A 20,485-nucleotide genomic window follows, 5' to 3' on the forward strand; every position below is an offset into this window, starting at 1 on the left:
CGGCGCGGCGAGAGGAAGTCCTCCCGTGCCTGCCACGAGTACCACCCGCAAGACCCTGCGCCGCGGCGTCGCCGCCGCCGCTGCCCTGCCGCTGCTGATCGGCGCCCTCGCCTCCTGCGGCTACGGCTCCCAGGCCGAGAAGACCGAGGACACGAAGTCCAACGTCGCCGCCGACGGCGGGAAGAAGCTCTCCGCTCCCGAGGTCCGTATCGGGTACTTCCCGAACCTGACCCACGCCACGGCCCTGGTCGGTCTCCAGGAAGGCCTGATCGAGAAGGAACTGGCCGGCACGAAGGTCAAGCCCCAGTCCTTCAACGCCGGCCCGTCCGAGATCGAGGCCCTCAACGGCGACTCCCTCGACATCGGCTTCATCGGCCCCTCGCCGTCCATCAACGGCTACGTCAAGTCCAAGAGCTCCAACCTGCGGATCATCTCCGGCTCCACCTCCGGCGGCGTCAAGCTGGTCGTGAACCCCGACAAGATCAAGACCCTGGACGACCTCAAGGGCAAGAGGATCGCCACCCCGCAGAAGGGGAACACGCAGGACATCGCGTTCCTCAACTGGATCTCGGAGAAGGGCTGGAAGGTCGACCCGGAGTCCGGCAAGGGCGACGTCTCGGTCGTCCGCACCGACAACAAGGTCACCCCCGACGCCTTCAAGCAGGGCTCCATCGACGGCGCCTGGGTGCCCGAGCCCACCGCCTCCAAGCTCGTCTCCGACGGCGGCTCCGTCCTCCTCGACGAGACCGCCCTGTGGCCCGACAAGAAGTTCGTGATCACGAACATCATCGTGTCGCAGAAGTTCCTCAAGGCGCACCCGGACGTGGTCGAGGCCGTCCTGACCGGCACGGTCAAGACCAACGAGTGGATCAACGCCAACCCGGACAAGGCCAAGGCCTCCGCGAACGCCAAACTCGCCGCCGAGGGCGGCAAGCCCCTCGACGCGAAGATCCTCGACCCGGCCTGGCAGTCCATCCTCGTCACCGACGACCCGCTCGCCGGCACGCTCAAGACCCAGTCCGAGTGGGCGGTCAAGGCAGGACTCCTCGAGAAGCCCGACCTGACCGGCATCTACGACCTGACGCTCCTGAACAAGGTCCTCAAAGCCACCGGCAAGCCCGAGGTCTCCGACGCCGGTCTCGGCGCCAAGTAAGCCCGTAGTTCAGCAACCCCCAGGAGGTGACGACCATGGCCACCACGCTCGCCAAGGCTGCCGAGGGCACGGTAGCGGAGCAGACGCACGCCGCCCGCATCGAGCACGTCTCGAAGTCCTTCTCCGGCCCGGCCGGATCGCAGCTCGTCCTGGACGACATCAGCCTCGATGTCGCCCCCGGCGAGTTCGTCACCATCCTGGGCGCCTCCGGCTGCGGCAAATCCACGCTGCTGAACCTGGTCGCCGGCCTGGACAAGCCGTCCACCGGAGCCATCACCACCGAGGGCCGCCCCGCCCTGATGTTCCAGGAACACGCCCTGTTCCCCTGGCTCACCGCCGGCAAGAACATCGAACTCGCCCTGCGCCTGCGCGGCGTCGCCAAAGCCGACCGCAGGACCGAGGCCGAACGCCTCCTGGAACTGGTCCGCCTCGGCGGCGCGTACGGCAAGCGCGTCCACGAACTCTCCGGCGGCATGCGCCAGCGCGTCGCCCTGGCCCGCGCCCTCGCCCAGGACAGCCGCCTCCTCCTCATGGACGAACCCTTCGCCGCCCTGGACGCCATCACCCGCGACGTCCTGCACGGCGAACTCACCCGCATCTGGACCGAGACCGGCCTGTCCGTACTCTTCGTCACCCACAACGTGCGCGAGGCCGTCCGCCTCGCCCAGCGCGTGGTCCTCCTCTCCTCCCGCCCCGGCCGGGTCGCCAAGGAATGGACCGTGGACATCCCGCAGCCGCGCCGCATCGAAGACGCGGACGTCGCGGAACTGTCCCTCGAGATCACTGAACACCTGCGTGGGGAGATCCGCCGCCATGGCCAGCACTGAAACGAAGCCGAAGAGCGACGACCTGGCCGGCCTCGAAGCCGGGCTCGACGCCCTCGACGCCGTCGAGATCCGCCGTGCGCCGGTCAGGGAAGTCCTCGTCAAGAAGGTCCTCCCGCCGGTCCTGGCCATCGCCCTGGTACTCGCCGTCTGGCAGGTCCTGGTCGCGGCGGAGGTCACCGAGGAGACCAAGCTGCCCGCACTGTCCGCGGTATGGGACAGCCTGTCCGAGATGTGGCTCAAGGGCACCCTGCTCGAAGTCATCTGGACCAGCGTCTCCCGCGGCCTGCTCGGCTTCCTCCTCGCCCTCGCCATCGGCACCCCCCTCGGCCTGCTCGTCGCCCGGGTCAAGTTCGTCCGCGCCGCGATCGGCCCCATCCTCCAGGGCCTGCAATCCCTGCCCTCGGTCGCCTGGGTCCCCCCGGCCGTCCTCTGGTTCGGCCTCAACGACGCCATGATGTACACCGTCATCCTCCTCGGCGCCGTCCCCTCCATCGCCAACGGCCTCGTCTCCGGCATCGACCAGGTCCCGCCCCTGTTCCTGCGCGCCGGCCGCACCCTGGGCGCCACCGGCCTGCGCGGAGCCCGGCACATCGTCATGCCCGCCGCCCTGCCCGGCTACCTCGCCGGCCTCAAGCAGGGCTGGGCCTTCTCCTGGCGCTCCCTCATGGCCGCCGAGATCATCGCCAGCTCCCCCGACCTCGGCCTGGGCCTGGGCCAACTCCTCGAAAACGGCCGCAACAACATCGACCTGCCCGGCGTCTTCCTCGCCATCATCCTCATCCTCGTCGTCGGCATCGCCATCGACCTCCTCATCTTCAGCCCCCTCGAGCGCCGGGTCCTCCGCACCCGCGGCCTCCTCGTCAAGAGCTGAGCCCCATGTCCCGCGCACTACTGGTCATAGCCCACGGAAGCCGCGATCCGCGGCACGCGGCGACCGTGCACGCCCTCGTCGGGCGGGCGCGGGCGCTGCGGCCCGGGCTGCGGGTGGAGACGGCCTTCCTGGACTTCAACGGCCCGACCGTCTCCCAGTCCCTGGCCTCGCTCTACCTTTCGGGAGTACGGGAGGTCGTGGCCCTGCCGCTGCTGCTGACCCGGGCCTTCCACGCGAAGGCCGACATCCCGGCGGTGCTGGCCGAGTCGGCCACCCGCCTGCCCGGGCTCTCGGTCCGGGTGGCGGACGTCCTCGGACCGTCGCCGCTCCTGGTGGCGGCCCTGGAACGCCGCCTCGCCGAGGCCGGCATCGGCCTCACCCCGGCGGACCGCGCCGGCACCGGTGTGGTGCTCGCGTCCGCCGGATCCTCAGACCCGGAGGCGATCGCAGTGATCGCTGAAATCGCGCGGGAGTGGCGGCACACCGGTTGGTGCGCCGTGCGGCCTGCGTTCGCCTCCGCTGCCCTTCCCCGTACGGAGGACGCCGTACGGGCCCTGCGCGCGGAGGGCGTCCGCCGGGTGGCGGTGGCCCCGTACGTCATCGCCCCGGGCCGCCTCCCGGACCGGATCACGGCCGGCGCCGAAGCCGCGGGCGCGGACGTCGTCGCCGAGGTCCTGGGCGCGGCCCCGGAGCTGGCCCGCCTCCTGCTGCGCCGCTACGACAGCGCGGCTTCGGCCCCGGCCCCGCTCCGGGCCCTGACGGCGTAGCCCCGGGCCAGTGGCTCAGCGGGCGGCGGCCTCGTCGGCCAGGGCCGTCAGGTCGGCGATGGACATCGCCCCCGGCGGGAGGCCCTCCCGGGCGAAGATGTTCGCCGCGTGCCGCAGCACGTCGTTGACGGGGGTCGCCACCCCGTGCAGCCGGCCCAGCAGGGAGACCTCGCCGTTGAGGTAGTCGGCCTCGACCGAGCCCGTGCCCCGGGCCAGGCTCTGCCAGGAGGAACCGCCCCGGACGCCCGGCGGCTGGTCGACCTTGCCGTCGCGGGCCGCCGACTGCTCGGCCTCCGTGGCGTAGCCGATGCCCGCCGCGTCGAAGGCGGCCTTGCCCTCCCGGATGGCCCGCAGCAGCAGCGCCGCCTTGGCCGGGTCCGGTTCGGGGCCGGTGGTCGCCTGGATGGCGTTGCCCAGGTTGCCGAGCAGCTTCGCGTACTTCCACCGCATCACGTCCTCGACGACCGGCGCTTCGAAGCCCGCCTTGGCGAGGTCGGCGGCGACCGCCCGGATCCGCGCGTCCGTCCCGCCGGCGGCCCGCCCGAGGTGCAGGATCCCGGTCAGCGGGGCGCACAGTGCCGAGACCACCCCGGGCTCCAGGAAGGTCGCCGGCAGCCAGACGCAGACCCCGTACACGCGTGAGAAGCGGCGCAGCGCGAGCCGTTCGCTCTCCACGCCGTTCTGCGCGCACAGCAGCGGCAGCCGCTGCGCCGCCGTGCCGCCGCCCGCGACCTCCGCGTCGCCCCACGCGTCGAGCGCGGCGATGGCGTCCTGGGTCTTCACGGTCAGCAGCAGTACGTCGTCCGGGCGCAGCTCCCCCAGCTCGGCGGGTCCGGTGACCACGGGGAGCCGGTGGACGCGGGGGCCGTCGGCGGTGGTGAGCCGCAGTCCGTCCGCCCTGAGTGCCTCGGCGTGCGCGCCGCGCGCGACGAGGACGACCTCCTGGCCGGATTCCGCGAGCCGTCCGCCGATGGTCGCGCCGATCGCACCGGCGCCGATGATGATGTAACGCATACCCCAGAGCCTGGCACACCCGGAGCGCCCGGATACCGTCGGGCCATGACGGACTCCTTCTTCCTCCTGGGCGGGGACCTGCCCGTTCGCCGCCTCGGACTCGGTACGGGCGGCCTGGTCGGCGCCGGTTACTGGGGGCCGCGCGGCAGCCGCGACGGGGCCCGTGCGCTGCTGCGCGCGGCCGTGGACCAGGGCGTCACCCTGATCGACACCGCCGACAACTACGGGCCCGGCCTGGCCGAGGAACTGATCGCGGAGGCCCTCCACCCCTACGGGGAGGGACTGGTGATCGCCAGCAAGGGCGGGGTGGTGCGGACCGGCCCGGACCAGTGGCATGTGGCGGGCCGTCCGGAGCAATTGCGGCGGATGTGCGGGGAGAGCCTGCGGCGGCTGCGGGTGGAGCGGATCGACCTGTACCAGCTGCACCGCTTCGATCCCGCCGTGCCGATGGCCGAACAACTGGGCACGCTGGTGGAGTTGCGGGCGGAGGGGCTGATCCGCCATATCGGCCTGGATACCGTGACGGCCGAACAGCTGTGCCTGGCCCTGGAGTTGGCGCCGATCGCCGCGGTGCAGAACCCGTTCAACCTGCTGGACCGGTCCTCGGCCGAGGTGCTGGCGCTGTGCGAGGAGCGCGGGATCGCCTTCCTGCCGTACTACCCGCTGGGCAGCGGCGCCCTGACCGGTGAGGGCGCGGCCGCCGTCCGCGAGGTGGCCGCCGCGCACGGGGCGGGCCCGGGGCAGATCGCGCTGGCCTGGCTGCTGCACCACTCCCCGTCCCTGTGCCCGACCCCGGGCACCGGTTCCCCCGTACACCTGGCGGAGAACCTGGCAGCGGCGTCGATCTCCCTGACCGCCCGGGACCTGACCCTCCTCGAAGCGGCGAGCGCCCCGTAGGCCCTGTCGTCAAAGTCCCGCCTGGCTCGCGACGCCCGGCACCGCACCTCGCCGCGTTGTCGGAGCACCCAAGTACCTCCAGTACTCGGGCGCTCCTCCGCCTTGCGATGCACGGCACCGGACGCCGCGAGCCTTACCGGCGCTACTTTGACGACAGGGCCTAGGCGGCCTGCGCTCCCCCGGGGACGGGGCTACGCTGGAGACGACCGTGATCGCTGCGGGCCGGGTGACGGGGGCGGGTGGTGACGGCCCGCTGCCGATGGCGGCAGACCCCCTGGAGGTGCCGTGCGCCCCGCCCTGTCGCTGTGCGCCGCCGTGCTCTTCGCCACCGCCTTCGGGGCGGCCGGTTCGCCGCCCCCGCAGCCGGACGACCCGCGGCTCTCCCGCTTCTACGAGCAGCGGATCGACTGGGGCCCGTGCCCCGCGGCATTCGACGAGTCCATGCGCTGTGGGCGGCTCACGGTCCCGCTCGACTACACGGACCCCGGCAAGGGCACGGTGGGCCTCGCGCTCACCCGCTTCCCGGCCACCGGCCCGCACCGCCTGGGTTCCCTGGTCTTCAACTACGGAGGGCCGGGCGGGCCCGGGGTGAGCGCGCTCGGGGAACGGCTCCAGGACCTCGGCCGCACCGAGCGCTACCGGGACCTCGCGGAGTCGTACGACCTGGTCGGCTTCGACCCGCGCGGGGTGGGCCAGAGCGCGCCGATCAGCTGCGGCGGCGCGCTGCCGGTGCGCCGCCCCGACTCCGCCGACGCGGCCGGGCTGCTGCGGGCCACCGAGGCGGCGCAGCGCGCCTGCCGGGCGCGTTCGGGGCCGGTCCTGCCGTACGTCGGCACGGTCAACGTCGCCCGGGACCTGGACGTGCTGCGCCAGGCCCTCGGGGACCGGAAGCTGAACTACCTCGGCTGGTCCTACGGCACGCGCATCGGCGCCACGTACGCCGCGCAGTTCCCGCAGCGTACGGGGCGGATGGTGCTCGACGGGGTGGACACCCTCTCCGACCCGCTGGCCGACCAGGCGCTGGCCACCGCCCGGGGGCAGCAGCTCGCCTACGACGCCTTCCTCGACTGGTGCGCGGGCCTGAAGGGCTGCGTGTTCTCCGGGACGAACCGGCTCCGGGCGAACGAGCGGACCGCCGAGCTGGTCGCGCAGCTCGACGAGAAGCCGCTCGGCGCGAAGGGCGGTGGAGAGTTCGACGGGCAGGACCTGGTGCTCGCCATCGAGAACAACCTGTACTCACCGAGGCAGTGGCCCGACCTGGCGCGCGGCCTGGGCTCGCTGGTCCGGGAGCGAGACCCTTCGGGGCTGGTCGACTCGGCCGCGCCCGACGAGGACAACACGTCCGCCGCGTGGGCGGCCGTGAGCTGCGCCGACTATCCCGACCGGGGGGTCGGCGGCGACCCGGTGGCGTTCCAGCGGCAGATCGACGCGCTGCGGCCGCGGTTCCTGGCCGCCTCGAAGGTCTTCGGGCCCGGTGAACTCACCGAGATCGCCTTCTGCCAGGGCTGGCCGGCGCCCACCGACCCCACGGCCGCGATCCACCACGCCGACGCCCCGCCGATGCTGCTGGTCGGGGTGCGGGGCGACCCGGCGACCCCGTACGAGTGGACGGAGCAGACCGCGCGGGTGCTCGGGAACGCCGTCGTCATCGACTACAAGGGCTCGGGGCACACCGGGTTCACCCACTCCGACTGTGTCAACCAGTACGTGGAGCGCTTCCTGCTGGAGGGCAGGCTCCCGCACACGACCGCGGCGTGCCCCGCCGAGGCGGTCGACGCCGAGGGCCACGAGAGCGTCCGGCCGGCGGAGCGCTAGGGACCGGATCCAGGACCGGATCTAGGGCCGGGTCAGCTCGACCAGCTTGACGACCGTGTTCCAGTTGCGGGTGGTGACGTCGAGGCCCTTGACGACGGCGGGCTTGGCGAGGGCCTCGCCCAGTTTGGAGCGGCCGAGGCCGTCGGGGGCGTAGAGGTAGAGGACCCGGTCCCCGAGGCGGTACTCCTCGGGGAGGTACGAGGGCCCGTCGAGCGCGGCGAAGCGCTCCGGGCCGGGCTGCTCGGAGAAGAAGGTGGCGTGGAGCTGCCTGCCCTCCAGTTCGGCTGCCGGGAAGGGGCAGGCCTCGGCGACGGCGGCCAGGTGGGCCCCGTCGACGACCAGGCAGGGCACCCGGAAGCCGAAGTGGTCCTCGATGGCCGCCTCCAGTGCCCGGGCGAGGGCGGCCGGGTCCGTCTCCGCGCTGCTGAAGACGGCGTTGCCGCTCTGCAGGTACGTCTGCACGTCTGCGTGGCCGAGGCCCTCCAGCACGGTGCGCAGCTCCGCCATCGGGACCTTCTTGTTCCCGCCGACGTTGATGCCGCGCAGCAGCGCCGCGTACTTCTTCGTGCCCGTGCCGGCGCTCGTGCCCGTGCTCGCTCTCTTCGTCATGGCCGCACCCTAGACGGCTGCTACGACAGTGCGGCCTCGATGAGGTCGGCGGCCTGCCGGGTGCCGCCCTCGGAGGCCATGGCGGCGCGGACGGCTTCGGCGCGGACGGCGACCTCGGGGTCGGCGAGCAGTCCGAGGACGGCCTCGCGCAGGGTCGTGGCGTCGGCCTCCTCCATCGGGACGTGCCGGGCCACGCCGAGGCCGGCCAGCATGTCGGCGTTGCCGAACTGGTCGACGGCCTGGGGCACGGCGACCATCGGGGTCGCGGTGGCCAGGCCCTCCTGGCTGCCGCCGGCGCCCGCGTGGGTGATGAAGGCGTCGGCTTGGCGCAGGATGTCCAGCTGGGGAACCCAGCGGTGGACCTCGACGTTGGCGGGGATCTCCCCCAGTTCGGCCTCGTCGGTGAACTTGCCGATCTGTAGGACGAGGTGCCAGTCGGGCAGGTCCCCGAAGGCCTCGACGCAGGCGCGGTAGAAGGCGGGCTGCTTGGTGAAGGTGGAGCCGAGGGAGACGAGGAGGACCTTCTTCCCCTCGGCGGAGGCCGGCCGCTCCCAGGTTCCCTGGGTGGCGCTGCGGTCGCCCTGGCAGGCCCCGACGAAGGTGTAGACGGACTCGTCGACCCGGTCGGCGTGCGGCTGGAGGGCGCGCGGGATCAGGACGATGCTGCGGCGCGGACGGCCGACGAAGCGGTCCGAGTCCTCGTCGATGTCGTTCTCGTCGAGCCAGGCGCGGAAGCGGGCGTAGTAGGCCTTCCCGCGCTCGGAGGCGCGCAGTCCGGCCCACATCGGGGCGGCGACCTCCTCCTCGTAGCCGGTCCAGGCGACCAGGTTCGGGGAGAGCGAGATCTCGGGGACGCCCCAGCGGCGGGCGAGGACGCTCGCCGGGTAGGCGGTGATGTCGTGGATGACGAGGTCGGGTTCGTCGCCCTCGAAGGCGGCCGCGAGCTGCGGGAGCGCCTGGATGGCGTCGTTCAGGAAGGGTTCGACGTTGTCGATGAGCTCGGTGCCCCAGGCCTCTGGCTCGTCGTCGGTGGGCAGGGTGGACTTCCAGATCACCGGAGTGGCGCCGGTCTCCGCGACCTTCTCGGCGAAGGAGGCGGGGATGGCATAGCTGACGCGGTGGCCCCTGGCGACGAGTTCCCGGATCACTTCGATGCTCGGGTTCACGTGCCCGGGGGCAGCGATGGAGAACATGGCGATGTGTGCGGGTTTGGCTGAGGTCATGGACTCGACCTTAGCGAGACGATACGTCTCGTGCAAACCAAATCAGACCGCCCGGACCGTCCGGCCCCCCAAAACCGGCCCGTCGGCTGGTTCGCTGCTCCCACCAGGGGTTTCCCGGGCCGGGAATGCGAGACTGGGGAGCATTCACGGCCATCACGACGACCCGGCGAAGGACGAGGCGAACGCATGGACGAGGCGCGGGCCAGGGACGTACTGACGGAGGCGGGCCTGACGGGCGCGGGCTCCACCGGGCGGGCCGAACTGCTCGCCTTCGGCGAGAACGCCGTCTTCGCGCTCGGCGGCCTGGTGGTCAAGGTGGGCCGGGAGGCGGGGCTGCTGGAGCGGGCCGAGCGGGAGCTGGCGGTGGCCGGCTGGCTCGCCGAGGCCGGGATCCCCGCCGTCCGGGCGGCCGAACCGAAGCCCCGGCTGGTGGACGGACACCCGCTGACCCTGTGGCACCGCCTCCCGGAGGCCGTCCGCCCGGCGGGCCCGGAGGACCTCGCGGCGCTGCTTCGGCCGCTGCACGCGCTCCCCGCCCCCTCCTTCGGCCTGCCCGCGCGGGACCTGCTGGGCGGGGTCGAGCGCTGGCTCCGGCTGGCCGGCGCGGCCGTGGACCCGCAGGACGCGGCGTACCTGCGCGCCCGGCGCGACGCCTACGCCGGCGAGGTGGCCGCGCTCACCCCGCACCTGGCTCCCGGCCCCATCCACGGCGACGCCCTGCCCCGCAACGTCCACGTGGGCCCGGACGGGCCGGTCCTGGTGGACCTGGAGACCGTGTCGGCCGACCTGCGGGAGCACGACCTGGTGGTGATGGCCCTGTCCCGCGACCGGTACGGGCTGCCCCCGGCCGCCTACGAGTCCTTCACCGCCGCCTACGGATGGGACGTACGGCAGTGGGAGGGCTGCGCCCTCCTGCGCGGCGCCCGCGAGACCGCGAGCTGCGCCTGGGTGGCCCAGCACGCGCCCGCCAACCCGAAGGCCCTGGCCGAGTTCCGCCGCCGCGTGGCCTCGCTGCGCGAGGGGGACGCGGAAATGCGCTGGCACCCCTTCTGACCGGTGCCGTATCAATACAGCGTGCCCGACCGAACCACGCCCCGCGTCACCACGCCTCACCTCACCACGCCGCGCGTCACCACACCGCGCGTCACCACGCCGCGCCGCGCCACGCTGCACCTCACCGTCCACCGGGCCCGGCACGGTACGGGGACCGTCAAGGTCGTGCGCCCGGCCCGGCCGGTGGAGCGCGCCGAACTCCTCGACGACACCTGGTACCTGAACGCGTACGTCGACCAGGACGCCGCCGTGCTCATGGCGGGCCTGTGGACCCTGGCCGCCTCGTCACCGCGCTCGCTGATCCACCTGCCCCTGCGCGGCGCTCCCGCCCCTCGGGCGGGATCCCGGCGGCTGGACCTGGTCCTGCTGCACCACTCGCTCCAGCTGGCGCCCTCGCGCTGGAAGGAGCTGCGGGGGCGGCTCGGCCCGGGCCGCCCGCAGACGGTGGACGTGCTCCTGCCCGAACCCGGCGAGGTGGACCACGCGGCGATGCACCGCGCGGACAACCGCGACCGCTTCCACCAGAGCGTCCACGCCGAGACCCTCTTCATGACGGGCAGCGCCACGGTGCTCCGCCAGGGCGCGGAGGTCTTCCACGAGGTGGCCCGCCAAGGTCCCGGGCACACCGACACGCGCACCGGCTACCGCCACGCGCACTACTGCCGCAGCGTGGACTGCGACGCCCGCTTCCGGGACATCCACGTCGAGTACCTGCCCGAGGGGGACCCGCGGTAACGCGGCGGCCCATCGCGCCCTACGCTCCCGATCACGAGATCGACAGCCGAGCCGGCACCGTCGACGACCACGGGGAGCAGTGTGCCGCCTTTCGTCTACCGGATCACCAAGTACGACCCTGCCGATCGCGACGAGCGCGGCAGCTACACCGGCGCCGAGGACACGGCCAGCGACCACGGACCGGTCGAGGCCGCCTACCTCGAGGCGATCGCCGCCTTCGCCGCGGACACCGGCATCGGCGAGCTGGCCGTTCGCGAGCCGCAGATCGCCTGTTTCGTCCATTTCGGCCTGGAGCCGGCGATCGAGGGCCACGGCCTGGACGGGCTCTTCCCGCGCGACCTCAGCGGCTTCCACGACGGCGCGCCGGTGTCCCTCTCCGTCGGCCTGGAGCTGGTCCGGGCCATGCTCCGCGACCATGGCGTCTGGTGCCGTCTGGAGGTGGACGACGTGTTCGCCGTGCACGTCGGATGGGACCAGTACGTCTTCGTCGGCAGCGACCGGGCCTGTGAGGGCGCCGTCGCCCGCACCCGGGCCCTCGGGCTCTTCCCGGAACGACTGCGGGCCTCGCCCTACGACGCGGCCGAGGACTACGACGAGCCCGGCGTCCAGCGGCCCGCCGACGAGGACTTCTGGGCCCTCGTGCGCCGGTCCGTCGCTCTGCGGCAGGCGGTGGTACTGGAGGAGGGGTACGTCGGCAACGCCGCGCGCTGGCACCGCCTCACCGAGGGCACCCTGGACGCGGTGCGCGCCCGGCTCACTCCCCGTGCCCAGCTGACCGTCTGGCCGGACCTGTCGACCGATGTCGCAGCAGTCCTCGCCGCACTGCCGCAGGACGACACGGTGGAGTTCGTCTGGGAGGACGAGGACGGGGCGATCACCAGCACGATCGCCGACGACACCGAGTACGGGGAGCTGGCCGCCCATGTGACCGGTGCCCGCGCCGCTGCCGCGCTGTCCCTGTCCGTCGACGAACGCCACCCGCTGTTCACGGCCGTCCTCCCCGACAGCGACGGCGTCCTGCGCGCCCGGTGGCGGACCGAGCCGACGCCCAGCGACCTGAGCTGGGCGGCGGAGCGCGGGCCGGGCCCGGTCAGCGCCTGCGGGGGATGAGCGGCCAGGCCGGCTCGACCACCGCCGCCGGATCCGCGGTGCGCCGTAGATAGGCCTGCAACGAGACCGACTGCTCGGCCGCCGCGCGCACCTGGAGGTCATGCAGCTCCGGCAGGGGCATCACCCCGACGGGCCGGTGCCGCTCACCCATGCGTCGCACCACGCGGCCGGCGGCCACGGCATCCGCCCTCGCGTCGTGCGCGTCGTCGAGCGACACCCCGTAGTGGGCGCACAGCGCGGTCAGGGCCCGCTTGCCCTTGCGGTACTTGTCGACGTGCTTGTCGATCACCAGCGGATCGATGACGGGCGACGGTATGCCGCCCAGCCGCTCGCTGACCGACTCGACCCCGTGCCTGCGGCACTCGCGGTCCAGCAGGGACAGGTCGTAGCGGGCGTTCATCACCACCAGGGGCGTCCCGGAACGCAGCCCTTCGGCGACGGCTCCCGCGATCTCCTCGACAGCGGAAGCGGCCGGCGCCCCGTGCTCGCGCGCGTGCTCCGTCGAGATGCCGTGGATCGCCGACGCCTGCCCGGGTATCTCCACCCCGGGGTCGAGCAGCCAGGTCCGCTCCTGCGCGACGGCTCCGTCCGGATCCAGCCGCACGACCGCCGCCGTGACTATGCGGTCGGTCTCGACGTCCGTACCCGTGGTCTCCAGGTCGAACGCGATCAACGGCCTGCCGATCCAGCTCATCGCGGAGCCCCCGCTCCACCACGGCTGATCGGTGTCCCCAACTGCGCACCGGTCGTCCCCGGGCCGGACCCGACCAACGCTCCCCCGTACCACGCCTCCATGACGCGCCCCTCCCCCGTACTTTCCGGTCAACGCGTTTCAGCCTGCCACGAGGCACTGACAGTCGGCTGAGGCACCCCCCGGACACCCCCCGGACGGCCCCGCGGCCCGCCCGGGTCAGGACACCGGCCGGGAGTCCTCCCACACCGACTCGAACTCCTCCCGGTAGGTCTGGAACAGTCCGTGGTCGGCGTCCTTCGGCACCCCGTGCCCGCCCCCGCGCAGCACCAGGACCGGCGCCTCCATGCCCCGGGCCCGCCGCAGGTACGACTGGACCACCGCGATGCCCGAGGACTGCCCCTCCACCAGGTAGGCGGTGAAGCGCGGCGTCTCGTCGAAGACGTGGATGTCGAAGCGCGACGGGTCCTTCAGCCCCGCCCGCACCCTGCGCACGTGCAGGATGTTCATCTCCACCGAGCGGCTCAGCTCGCCCTTGCGAAGCCCCAGCTCCCGCTCGCGCCGCTTGACCGCGCTGCTCGCCGGGTTCAGGAACAGCAGCCGCACCCGGCAGCCCGCCTCCGACAGCCGGACGAGTCTTCGGCCCGAGAAGTTCTGGACCAGCAGGTTGAGGCCTATACCGATGGCGTCCAGCCGGCGCGCACCCCCGAACAGGTCCTCCGCCGGGAGCTGCCGCTGCAGGCGCACCCGGTCCGGGTGGACGGAGATGACGTCGGCGTACCGGTCCCCGACGAGGTCCTCGACGGCGTCGATCGGCAGCCGGTTCGCCGAGGGGCTGCCCGAGCCGGCGCCCAGCACCTCCAGCAGCCGCGCCGAGGCACGCTCCGCCTGCTCCAGCACCGGCCGCGACAGCGCCCGGTTGCGGGAGACCACATTGCGGGTGACCTCCAGCTCGTCGAGCGCCAGCTCGATCTCGCGCCGGTCGTCGAAGTACGGCTCGAAGCACGGCCAGTGCTGGACCATCAGCTCCCGCAGCTGCGGCAGCGTCAGGAAGCTCAGCACGTTGTCGTCGGCCGGGTCGAGGAGGTAGCCCTTGCGCCGGCTGACCTCGCGCACGGCCACCGCCCGCTGCACCCACTCCTGCCCGGCGGGCCCCGCGGCGGCGACCACCCAGTCGTCCCCGCCGTGCACGGGCTCGTAGACGGGCCGCAGCACCGCGCCCACCACCGACCGCAGCCGCTGCTCGATGAGGTTCAGCCAGATGTACGCACGGCCCGCGCGCTGGGCCCGCGTACGGACCTCGCTCCACGCGTCCGCGCCCCAGTCCAGCTCGGCCCCGGCCCGCGCCTCCCCCGCCGCCGGCGGGGCCAGCGACACCGCCGCCCCGGCCGCCGCCGCGCCCGGCACACCGCCCGACGCCCCGCCAGGGGCGTCCGCCGGGCCACCCTCGTGACCGCTGTCACCAGGGGGCAGCTCCAGACCTCCCGAGCTCACCCGTGCACCGCCTTCTGCGTCTGGACGCCCGTCTCCAGTGATCACGGAAGGGTACTCCGCGCACGCGGCCCGACGCAGCCCGAAGCGGCCCCATGTGACCCCACGCGCCGTGGTCCGGCCGTCCGTTGACCCATTATGTGATGCCCGGACAGTCCTCTGACCCGCATATCAGCTCTCCGGTTCACCCGTCGGCAGCATCCCAAGTCCACGCGTGCGGACCCTCTTTCGGGGAAGATCTGGCAGTGACGTGATCCACGCCGGATCGAGCCGGACCAGGACGGGAAGAGGAGTTGGCTATGCAGGTCTGGCCGGGACAGGCGTATCCGCTGGGCGCCACCTACGACGGCGCGGGCACCAATTTCGCGGTCTACTCCGAGGTCGCCCGGCGCATCGAGCTGTGCCTGCTGCACGACGACGGCTCGGAGACCGCCGTCGAGCTGCGCGAGACGGACGCCTTCGTACGGCACGCCTACCTGCCCGGGGTCATGCCCGGCCAGCGGTACGGATTCCGCGTGCACGGCCCGTACGAGCCCGAGCGCGGGCAGCGCTGCAACGCGGCGAAGCTGCTGCTGGACCCGTACGCCCGGGCCATCAGCGGGCGGGTGTCCTGGGGCGAGGAGGTCTACGGCTACCACTTCGGCCGGCCCGACTCGCGCAACGACCTGGACTCGGCCCCGCACACGATGAGCTCCGTCGTGGTCAACCCGTACTTCGACTGGGCGAACGACCGGCCGCCGCGCCACGAGTACCACCACACCGTGCTCTACGAGGCCCACGTCAAGGGTCTGACCATGCGCCACCCCGACCTCCCGGAGGAGCTGCGCGGCACCTACGGGGCGCTGGCGCACCCGGCGGTGATCGGGCACCTGACCAAGCTCGGGGTGACGGCGCTGGAGCTGATGCCCGTCCACCAGTACGTCAACGACCACCGCCTGGTGAACGACGGGCTGAGCAACTACTGGGGCTACAACACCATCGGCTTCTTCGCCCCGCACAACGGCTACGCCTCCGGCGACCGGGGCCAGCAGGTGCTGGAGTTCAAATCGGCGGTCCGGGCCCTGCACGAGGCCGGGATCGAGGTGATCCTGGACGTGGTCTACAACCACACCGCCGAGGGCAACCACCTGGGCCCGACCCTCTCCTTCCGGGGGCTCGACAACGCCTCGTACTACCGGCTCGGGGAGGACCCCCGGCACTACACGGACACCACCGGCACCGGGAACTCGTTGCTGATGCGCTCCCCGCACGTACTCCAGCTGATCATGGACTCGCTGCGGTACTGGGTGACCGAGATGCACGTGGACGGCTTCCGCTTCGACCTCGCGGCCACGCTGGCCCGGCAGTTCCACGAGGTCGACCGGCTGTCCTCGTTCTTCGACCTGGTGCAGCAGGACCCGGTGGTCAGCCAGGTGAAGCTGATCGCGGAGCCCTGGGACCTGGGCGAGGGCGGCTACCAGGTGGGCAACTTCCCGCCGCTGTGGACCGAATGGAACGGCAAGTACCGGGACACCGTACGGGACTTGTGGCGCGGGCAGCCGCGTACGCTCGCGGAGTTCGCGGGACGGCTGACCGGCTCCTCCGACCTCTACCAGGACGACGGCCGCCGGCCCCTGGCCTCCATCAACTTCACCACCTGCCACGACGGTTTCACCCTGCACGACCTGGTCTCCTACAACGAGAAGCACAACGAGGCCAACCGCGAGGGCAACCGCGACGGCGAGACCCACAACCGGTCGTGGAACTGCGGGGTCGAGGGCCCGACCGAGGACCCGGAGGTCCAGGAGCTGCGCGAGCGGCAGATGCGTAACCTCACCGCCACCCTGATGCTGTCGCAGGGCGTACCGATGCTCAGCCACGGCGACGAGTTCGCCCGCTCCCAGGAGGGCAACAACAACGCCTACTGCCAGGACAACGAACTGTCCTGGGTGACCTGGCCCGAGCCGGGCAAACCGCCGCCCGGCCTGCTGGAGTTCACCCGGCGCATGGTCTGGCTGCGCCGCGACCACCCGGTGTTCCGGCGGCGCCGGTTCTTCCACGGCCGGCCGGTGGAGGGCACGCACGACGAACTCTCCGACATCGCCTGGTTCACCCCGTACGGCGAGGAGATGCGGGCCCGGGACTGGCAGGCACAGCACGCCCGGGCGCTGACGGTGTTCCTCAACGGCGAGGCGATCTCCGAGCCCGGCTCGCGCGGGGAGCGGATCACCGACGACTCGTTCCTGCTGATGTTCAACGCGGGCGCCGACCCCCAGGACTTCACCGTCCCGGCCGGCCACGGCGCCCGGTGGCGGCTCGTCGTGGACACGGCGCGGGCGGAAGTGCCGCCACCCGGCACCGGTCCGCAGTACGCGGCCGGCGACCGGGTGGCGCTGACAGGACGGTGTCTGGTGGTGCTTCAGCGCCCGGCCTAAGCGGGTGCTTCAGCGCCCGGCTTAAGCGGGTGCTTCAGCGCCCGGCGTAGGCGGATCCGGCCCCGGCCCCTTCGGGCGAGGCGGTCTGCTGGGCCGGGATGAAGACCTTGGCCGCGGGCCGGGCGGAGGGCACCCGGGTGACGAGGGCGATGGTCAGGCACAGCGCGGCCGCTCCCACCGCCACCGCGAAGGCCCCGGCGGGCCCGTACGACTCGGCGAGCCGCCCGGAGACGGCCAGCGCGAGGGCCTGCCCGGCCACCAGCGAACTGGCGGCGAAGGCCATCGACTCGGCGAGCCGGGACGGCTCCACGACGCGCTCGGTGAGCGCGAACGCGGTGATCAAGTGCGGGGCGTAGGCGGCCCCGAGGACGGTGACGACCGCGTACAGCGGCCACAGGGTCTCGGTGAACAGCAGCGGCACCGAGAGCAGCAGCGCGGCGCCGGTGGCCACCCGCCAGCGCAGCCGCAGCCCGAAGCGGGCGGGCAGCGCGCCGAGCGCCAGACCCACCGCGGCGCTGACGACGCCCATGGCGGCGTACACGATGCCGGCCTGGCCCGGGACCCCCAACTGCGCGGTGAGCGAGGCGATTCCCGCCTGACAGGCGCCGAACATGGCGCCCTGGAGGGCGAGCGAGCCGCGGACGGCGTGGACCACGCGCGGGTGGCGGACCCTGACCCGCCCGCCGCGCGCCCGCGCGGGGGAGCCCGCGGTGACGGTGGCGGTCGGGTGCAGGGCGTACGCGGTGGCGAAGACGGCGACGAGGGCGGCCGCGCCGCCGAGGGCGACGGCCGGGTGCGCGACGAGCGCGGCGAGTCCGACGAGGGCCGGGCCGAAGACGAAGGACACCTCGTCCAGGGTGCCTTCGAGGGAGTGCACAGCGCCCACCACGCTCTCGTCGGCCTTCGCGCGGTGCGCGAGCGCGACGGAGCGGGTGCGGGCGAGCGGGCCGATCAGCGGTACGGAGGCCCCGGTGACGGCGCCGATGGCGGCGAGCGGGACGGTCGCGAGGCCGCCGAGGGCCCCGGCGACCAGCGCGGCGGTGGCGACGGCGTTGACGGCCGCGGCGGCGAGGACGACGGGCCGCTGCCCGTGCCGGTCGGCGAGCCGGCCGAGGACGGGCCCGAAGACCACCTGGCCGGCGGAGAGGGTGCCGCCGACGATTCCGGCCGTGGCGAGCGAGCCGCTGGTCTCGGCGACCAGCAGGACGCTCCCGAACTGGGACATCGCGACGGGCAGTCGGGCGAAGAACGAGAGGAGCGGGAGTAGGGGCCCGGTCAGGGCGATGACGTGTCGATAGGTACTGACGGTTCCAACCACTTGATCGAGACTAACGCGGCGCAGTCACCCGGATGCATTGGGTAATGGCACGGAATCGCGCGGGCTGGGTACGTACGTTCTCATGACCCTGCGGTATGCAAGCAGTCAATCGGGATCCGAAGTTCCTGCGGCCGTCACTCCGGCGTCGACCTACCGTCTCCAGCTGCGTCCGGAGTTCCCCTTCGCCGCGGCCGAGGCAGCCGTACCGTACCTCGCCTCCCTCGGCGTGTCACACCTGCACCTCTCCCCCGTCCTGGAGGCGGTGCCCGGCTCGGCGCACGGGTACGACGTCACCGACCACGCGCGGGTACGGGACGAGCTGGGCGGCGAAGGGGGTCTGCGCGCGCTGGCGGCGGCCGCGCGGACGCACGGGCTCGCGCTGGTGCTCGACATCGTGCCGAACCACATGGCGCTGCCGGCGCCGCTGCGGCTCAACCGGCCCCTGTGGGAGGTGCTGCGGGAGGGGCCGCACTCTCCGTATGCACGGTGGTTCGACATCGACTGGGAGGCGGGCGGCGGGCAGGTGCTGCTGCCGGTGCTCGCCGGGCCCGAGGAGCCCTGCGAGGTGGACGCCGGGGCGGACGTACTGCGTTACGGGGGGCTGGAGTTCCCCCTGCGCGCCGGTACGGCCGACCTGCCGACCGCGGAGCTGCTGGCCGCGCAGTGGTACCGGCCCGCCTGGTGGCGCGAGGCCCGCACGGCCCTCAACTACCGCCGGTTCTTCACCATTTCGGACCTGATCGGGGTAAGGGTGGAGGACCCCGCCGTCTTCGCCGCTACCCACGCCAAGGTGCTGGAGCTGGTACGCGACGGGGTGGTCGCGGGCCTGCGGATCGACCACGTCGACGGGCTCGCCGACCCCGAGGGGTACCTGCGGCGGCTGCGGACGGAGGCCGGCCCCGGCTGCTGGGTGGTCGTCGAGAAGATCCTGGCCCGCCACGAGCGGCTGCCGCCCTCGTGGCCGGTCGCCGGCACCACCGGGTACGACGCCCTGCACCGGGTGGACGGGCTGTTCACCGACCCGGCGGGAGCGGCGCAACTGGCCCGCGCGTACGGGGAGTCCACCGGCCTGCCCTCCTGGGAGGAGACGGCCTCGGCCGCCGCACGGGAGGTGCTGACCGTCGACCTGGCCGCCGAGCTGGCGACCCTCGAGCGGTGGGCCGGCCCGGAACTGGCCACGGGAGTACGGGAGTTGCTCATCGCCTCCCCGGTGTACCGGACCTACCCCGGCGGACCGGGACCGTCGGCGCCGACCCTGGAGCGCGCCGCCGCGCGCGCGGGGACGGACGCGGTGGAAGGCGTACGGGACCTCCTGCTGCGGGATCCCGCCTTCGCGGCGCGCTTCGCCCAGACCTCGGCGGCCCTGCGCGCCAAGTCCCTCGAGGACCGCGCCTTCTACCGCTGGGCCCCGCTGCTGTCGGCCACCGAGGTCGGCGGGGAACCGGGGACCCCGGCGGTGTCGGTCGCGGAGTTCCACGCGTACTGCGCGCAGCGCGAACGGGACTGGCCCGCCTCCGGGACGGTGCTGTCCACGCACGACACGAAGCGCAGCGCCGACGTACGGGCGCGGATCGCGGTGCTGTCGCAGGCCCCGGAGGCGATGGGGGTGCCGGGCGGGCCCGATCCGCAGCTGGCCTGGGTGGCCCGGCAGAGCGCGCTCGGGCTGGGCGAGGCACCCGAGCGGGCCCCCCGGCTGGCCGCGGCCCTGCTCAAGGCCGCGCGGGAGGCGGGCCTGCACACCTCCTGGACCGACCCCGACGAGCGGTACGAGGCGGGCATCGCGGATCTGGTGCCCCCGGAGGCGGTGGGGTTGCCGCCGGAACTGGCGCAGGCAGCCCGGGCGAACCTGCTGGGGATGACCCTGCTGCACCTGACGATGCCGGGGGTGCCGGAGGTCTACCAGGGCTCCGAGTACGAGTACCGGGCGCTGGTCGACCCGGACAACCGCCGCCCCGCCGAATTCCCCCGCCGGGCGCTGGCCGCCCTGGACGCGGGCGCCGCCCCGCGGGGCCTCGCGCAGGAGAAGCTCGCACTGACGGCGACCCTGCTGCGGCTGCGCCGCGACCGGCCCGAGCTGTTCACCGGCTACGCCCCCCTGCCGGCCCGGGGCCCGGCGGCCGACCACTGCGTGGCCTCCGCCCGCCCGTCCGGCCTCGTCACGGTGGCCACGCGCCTCTCGCACCGCCTCACCACCGCAGGCGGCTGGCGCGACACCACCCTCCCCCTCCCCCCGGGCCGCTGGCACCCCGCGTACGGACCCCCGCGCGGCACCCCGTACGAGGGCCGGCTCCCCCTGTCGCAGCTACTGACCGACCACCCGGCGGTAGCCCTGGTCCGGGAGGAGTAGCGGCTCACGGCGCGGGCCCGCTATCTCCCCCTCGAGGGGGAGATGGCCGGTCGGTGGCTGCCCACCCGCCCCCTTGCCTGCGGGTCCGGGGAGCGGGGGTGCGGGGTTCCGGTCGGGCGGTCTCGGGGAGGGTATGGGGGTTTCCCGTCA

17 protein-coding genes are annotated in these 20,485 nt (G+C 73.3%); 11 read left to right on the forward strand and 6 right to left on the reverse strand.

What is annotated here, in order from left to right:
* The first annotated feature begins 25 nt into the window (after window positions 1-25).
* Genes OOK34_RS01450 through OOK34_RS01465 form a run of 4 tightly spaced genes read left to right on the forward strand, consistent with a single transcriptional unit; the run spans window position 26 to window position 3,618 of the window.
* On the forward strand, window positions 26-1,153 hold the full coding sequence (locus OOK34_RS01450) for an aliphatic sulfonate ABC transporter substrate-binding protein (protein WP_267032031.1): 1,128 nt from the start codon (window positions 26-28) through the stop codon (window positions 1,151-1,153).
* A gap of 35 nt (window positions 1,154-1,188) precedes the next feature.
* Window positions 1,189-1,980 carry an ABC transporter ATP-binding protein gene (locus OOK34_RS01455; protein ID WP_267032032.1) on the forward strand — a complete coding sequence of 264 codons (792 nt, stop codon included), beginning with the start codon at window positions 1,189-1,191 and terminating at the stop codon, window positions 1,978-1,980.
* A complete protein-coding gene (locus OOK34_RS01460; RefSeq protein ID WP_267032033.1) occupies window positions 1,967-2,851 on the forward strand; it encodes an ABC transporter permease in 885 nt (294 codons plus the stop codon). Before OOK34_RS01455 ends, OOK34_RS01460 begins: the two co-directional genes overlap by 14 nt.
* 5 nt (window positions 2,852-2,856) lie before the next feature.
* Window positions 2,857-3,618 (forward strand): sirohydrochlorin chelatase, encoded by a 762-nt coding sequence (locus tag OOK34_RS01465; protein WP_267032034.1) that lies wholly within the window; start codon window positions 2,857-2,859, stop codon window positions 3,616-3,618.
* Window positions 3,619-3,633: 15 nt separating this feature from the next.
* On the opposite strand, the gene OOK34_RS01470 is transcribed toward OOK34_RS01465, so the two are convergent.
* A complete protein-coding gene (locus tag OOK34_RS01470) occupies window positions 3,634-4,632 on the reverse strand; it encodes a ketopantoate reductase family protein (RefSeq protein ID WP_267032035.1) in 999 nt (332 codons plus the stop codon).
* A 45-nt stretch (window positions 4,633-4,677) separates the two neighbouring features.
* Between OOK34_RS01470 and OOK34_RS01475 the strand changes: the two genes are divergently transcribed.
* Window positions 4,678-5,529, forward strand: coding sequence for an aldo/keto reductase (locus tag OOK34_RS01475; RefSeq protein WP_267032036.1), 852 nt, complete (start codon window positions 4,678-4,680; stop codon window positions 5,527-5,529).
* Between the two features lie 285 nt (window positions 5,530-5,814).
* Window positions 5,815-7,344: an alpha/beta hydrolase gene (locus OOK34_RS01480; protein WP_267032037.1), complete on the forward strand. Its 1,530-nt coding sequence runs from the start codon at window positions 5,815-5,817 to the stop codon at window positions 7,342-7,344.
* A gap of 21 nt (window positions 7,345-7,365) precedes the next feature.
* Here OOK34_RS01480 and OOK34_RS01485 read toward each other — a convergent pair whose 3' ends face one another.
* Window positions 7,366-7,953: a DUF1697 domain-containing protein gene (locus OOK34_RS01485; protein ID WP_267032038.1), complete on the reverse strand. Its 588-nt coding sequence runs from the start codon at window positions 7,951-7,953 to the stop codon at window positions 7,366-7,368.
* A 20-nt stretch (window positions 7,954-7,973) separates the two neighbouring features.
* Window positions 7,974-9,176 carry a macrolide-inactivating glycosyltransferase gene (mgt, locus tag OOK34_RS01490; protein WP_267032039.1) on the reverse strand — a complete coding sequence of 401 codons (1,203 nt, stop codon included), beginning with the start codon at window positions 9,174-9,176 and terminating at the stop codon, window positions 7,974-7,976.
* Window positions 9,177-9,362: 186 nt separating this feature from the next.
* Between mgt and OOK34_RS01495 the strand changes: the two genes are divergently transcribed.
* The 3 genes from OOK34_RS01495 (at window position 9,363) to OOK34_RS01505 (ending at window position 12,074) form a co-directional block, all read left to right on the forward strand.
* Window positions 9,363-10,229, forward strand: a complete 867-nt coding sequence (locus OOK34_RS01495; protein WP_267032040.1) for a phosphotransferase enzyme family protein — start codon at window positions 9,363-9,365, stop codon at window positions 10,227-10,229.
* A gap of 21 nt (window positions 10,230-10,250) precedes the next feature.
* Entirely contained in the window at window positions 10,251-10,964 is a 714-nt protein-coding gene (locus OOK34_RS01500; protein ID WP_267032041.1) for a hypothetical protein, read from the forward strand.
* Window positions 10,965-11,045: 81 nt separating this feature from the next.
* The gene (locus OOK34_RS01505) at window positions 11,046-12,074 is read left to right on the forward strand and encodes an RNA-binding protein (RefSeq protein ID WP_267032042.1); all 1,029 of its coding nucleotides are present in this window, start codon (window positions 11,046-11,048) and stop codon (window positions 12,072-12,074) included.
* On the opposite strand, the gene OOK34_RS01510 is transcribed toward OOK34_RS01505, so the two are convergent.
* Both OOK34_RS01510 and OOK34_RS01515 read right to left on the reverse strand, forming a co-directional pair.
* Window positions 12,055-12,768 carry a 3'-5' exonuclease gene (locus OOK34_RS01510; protein ID WP_267032043.1) on the reverse strand — a complete coding sequence of 238 codons (714 nt, stop codon included), beginning with the start codon at window positions 12,766-12,768 and terminating at the stop codon, window positions 12,055-12,057. The two genes, OOK34_RS01505 and OOK34_RS01510, sit on opposite strands and share 20 nt — an antisense overlap.
* Before the next feature lie 216 nt (window positions 12,769-12,984).
* Window positions 12,985-14,259, reverse strand: a complete 1,275-nt coding sequence (locus OOK34_RS01515; protein WP_267032044.1) for an SAV2148 family HEPN domain-containing protein — start codon at window positions 14,257-14,259, stop codon at window positions 12,985-12,987.
* A 296-nt stretch (window positions 14,260-14,555) separates the two neighbouring features.
* On the opposite strand from OOK34_RS01515, the gene glgX reads away from it, so the two are divergent.
* The gene (glgX, locus tag OOK34_RS01520) at window positions 14,556-16,670 is read left to right on the forward strand and encodes a glycogen debranching protein GlgX (RefSeq protein ID WP_267032045.1); all 2,115 of its coding nucleotides are present in this window, start codon (window positions 14,556-14,558) and stop codon (window positions 16,668-16,670) included.
* 34 nt (window positions 16,671-16,704) lie between these two features.
* On the opposite strand, the gene OOK34_RS01525 is transcribed toward glgX, so the two are convergent.
* Window positions 16,705-17,988 (reverse strand): MFS transporter, encoded by a 1,284-nt coding sequence (locus OOK34_RS01525; protein WP_267032046.1) that lies wholly within the window; start codon window positions 17,986-17,988, stop codon window positions 16,705-16,707.
* 82 nt (window positions 17,989-18,070) lie between these two features.
* On the opposite strand from OOK34_RS01525, the gene treY reads away from it, so the two are divergent.
* Window positions 18,071-20,335, forward strand: a complete 2,265-nt coding sequence (gene treY / locus OOK34_RS01530) for a malto-oligosyltrehalose synthase (protein ID WP_267032047.1) — start codon at window positions 18,071-18,073, stop codon at window positions 20,333-20,335.
* Window positions 20,336-20,485: the final 150 nt, after the last annotated feature.

The sequence above is a fragment of the Streptomyces sp. NBC_00091 genome, from assembly GCF_026343185.1.
In the GTDB taxonomy this organism is placed as follows: domain Bacteria; phylum Actinomycetota; class Actinomycetes; order Streptomycetales; family Streptomycetaceae; genus Streptomyces.

Bases quoted from the DNA above. Each gene is read 5' to 3' on its own strand.
- OOK34_RS01455 (WP_267032032.1), top strand. From the start codon at position 1,189: ATGGCCACCACGCTCGCCAAGGCTGCCGAGGGCACGGTAGCGGAGCAG.
- OOK34_RS01460 (WP_267032033.1), top strand. From the start codon at position 1,967: ATGGCCAGCACTGAAACGAAGCCGAAGAGCGACGACCTGGCCGGCCTC.
- OOK34_RS01465 (WP_267032034.1), top strand. From the start codon at position 2,857: ATGTCCCGCGCACTACTGGTCATAGCCCACGGAAGCCGCGATCCGCGG.
- OOK34_RS01470 (WP_267032035.1), bottom strand. From the start codon at position 4,632: ATGCGTTACATCATCATCGGCGCCGGTGCGATCGGCGCGACCATCGGC.
- OOK34_RS01475 (WP_267032036.1), top strand. From the start codon at position 4,678: ATGACGGACTCCTTCTTCCTCCTGGGCGGGGACCTGCCCGTTCGCCGC.
- OOK34_RS01485 (WP_267032038.1), bottom strand. From the start codon at position 7,953: ATGACGAAGAGAGCGAGCACGGGCACGAGCGCCGGCACGGGCACGAAG.
- mgt (WP_267032039.1), bottom strand. From the start codon at position 9,176: ATGACCTCAGCCAAACCCGCACACATCGCCATGTTCTCCATCGCTGCC.
- OOK34_RS01495 (WP_267032040.1), top strand. From the start codon at position 9,363: ATGGACGAGGCGCGGGCCAGGGACGTACTGACGGAGGCGGGCCTGACG.
- OOK34_RS01510 (WP_267032043.1), bottom strand. From the start codon at position 12,768: ATGAGCTGGATCGGCAGGCCGTTGATCGCGTTCGACCTGGAGACCACG.
- glgX (WP_267032045.1), top strand. From the start codon at position 14,556: ATGCAGGTCTGGCCGGGACAGGCGTATCCGCTGGGCGCCACCTACGAC.
- treY (WP_267032047.1), top strand. From the start codon at position 18,071: ATGACCCTGCGGTATGCAAGCAGTCAATCGGGATCCGAAGTTCCTGCG.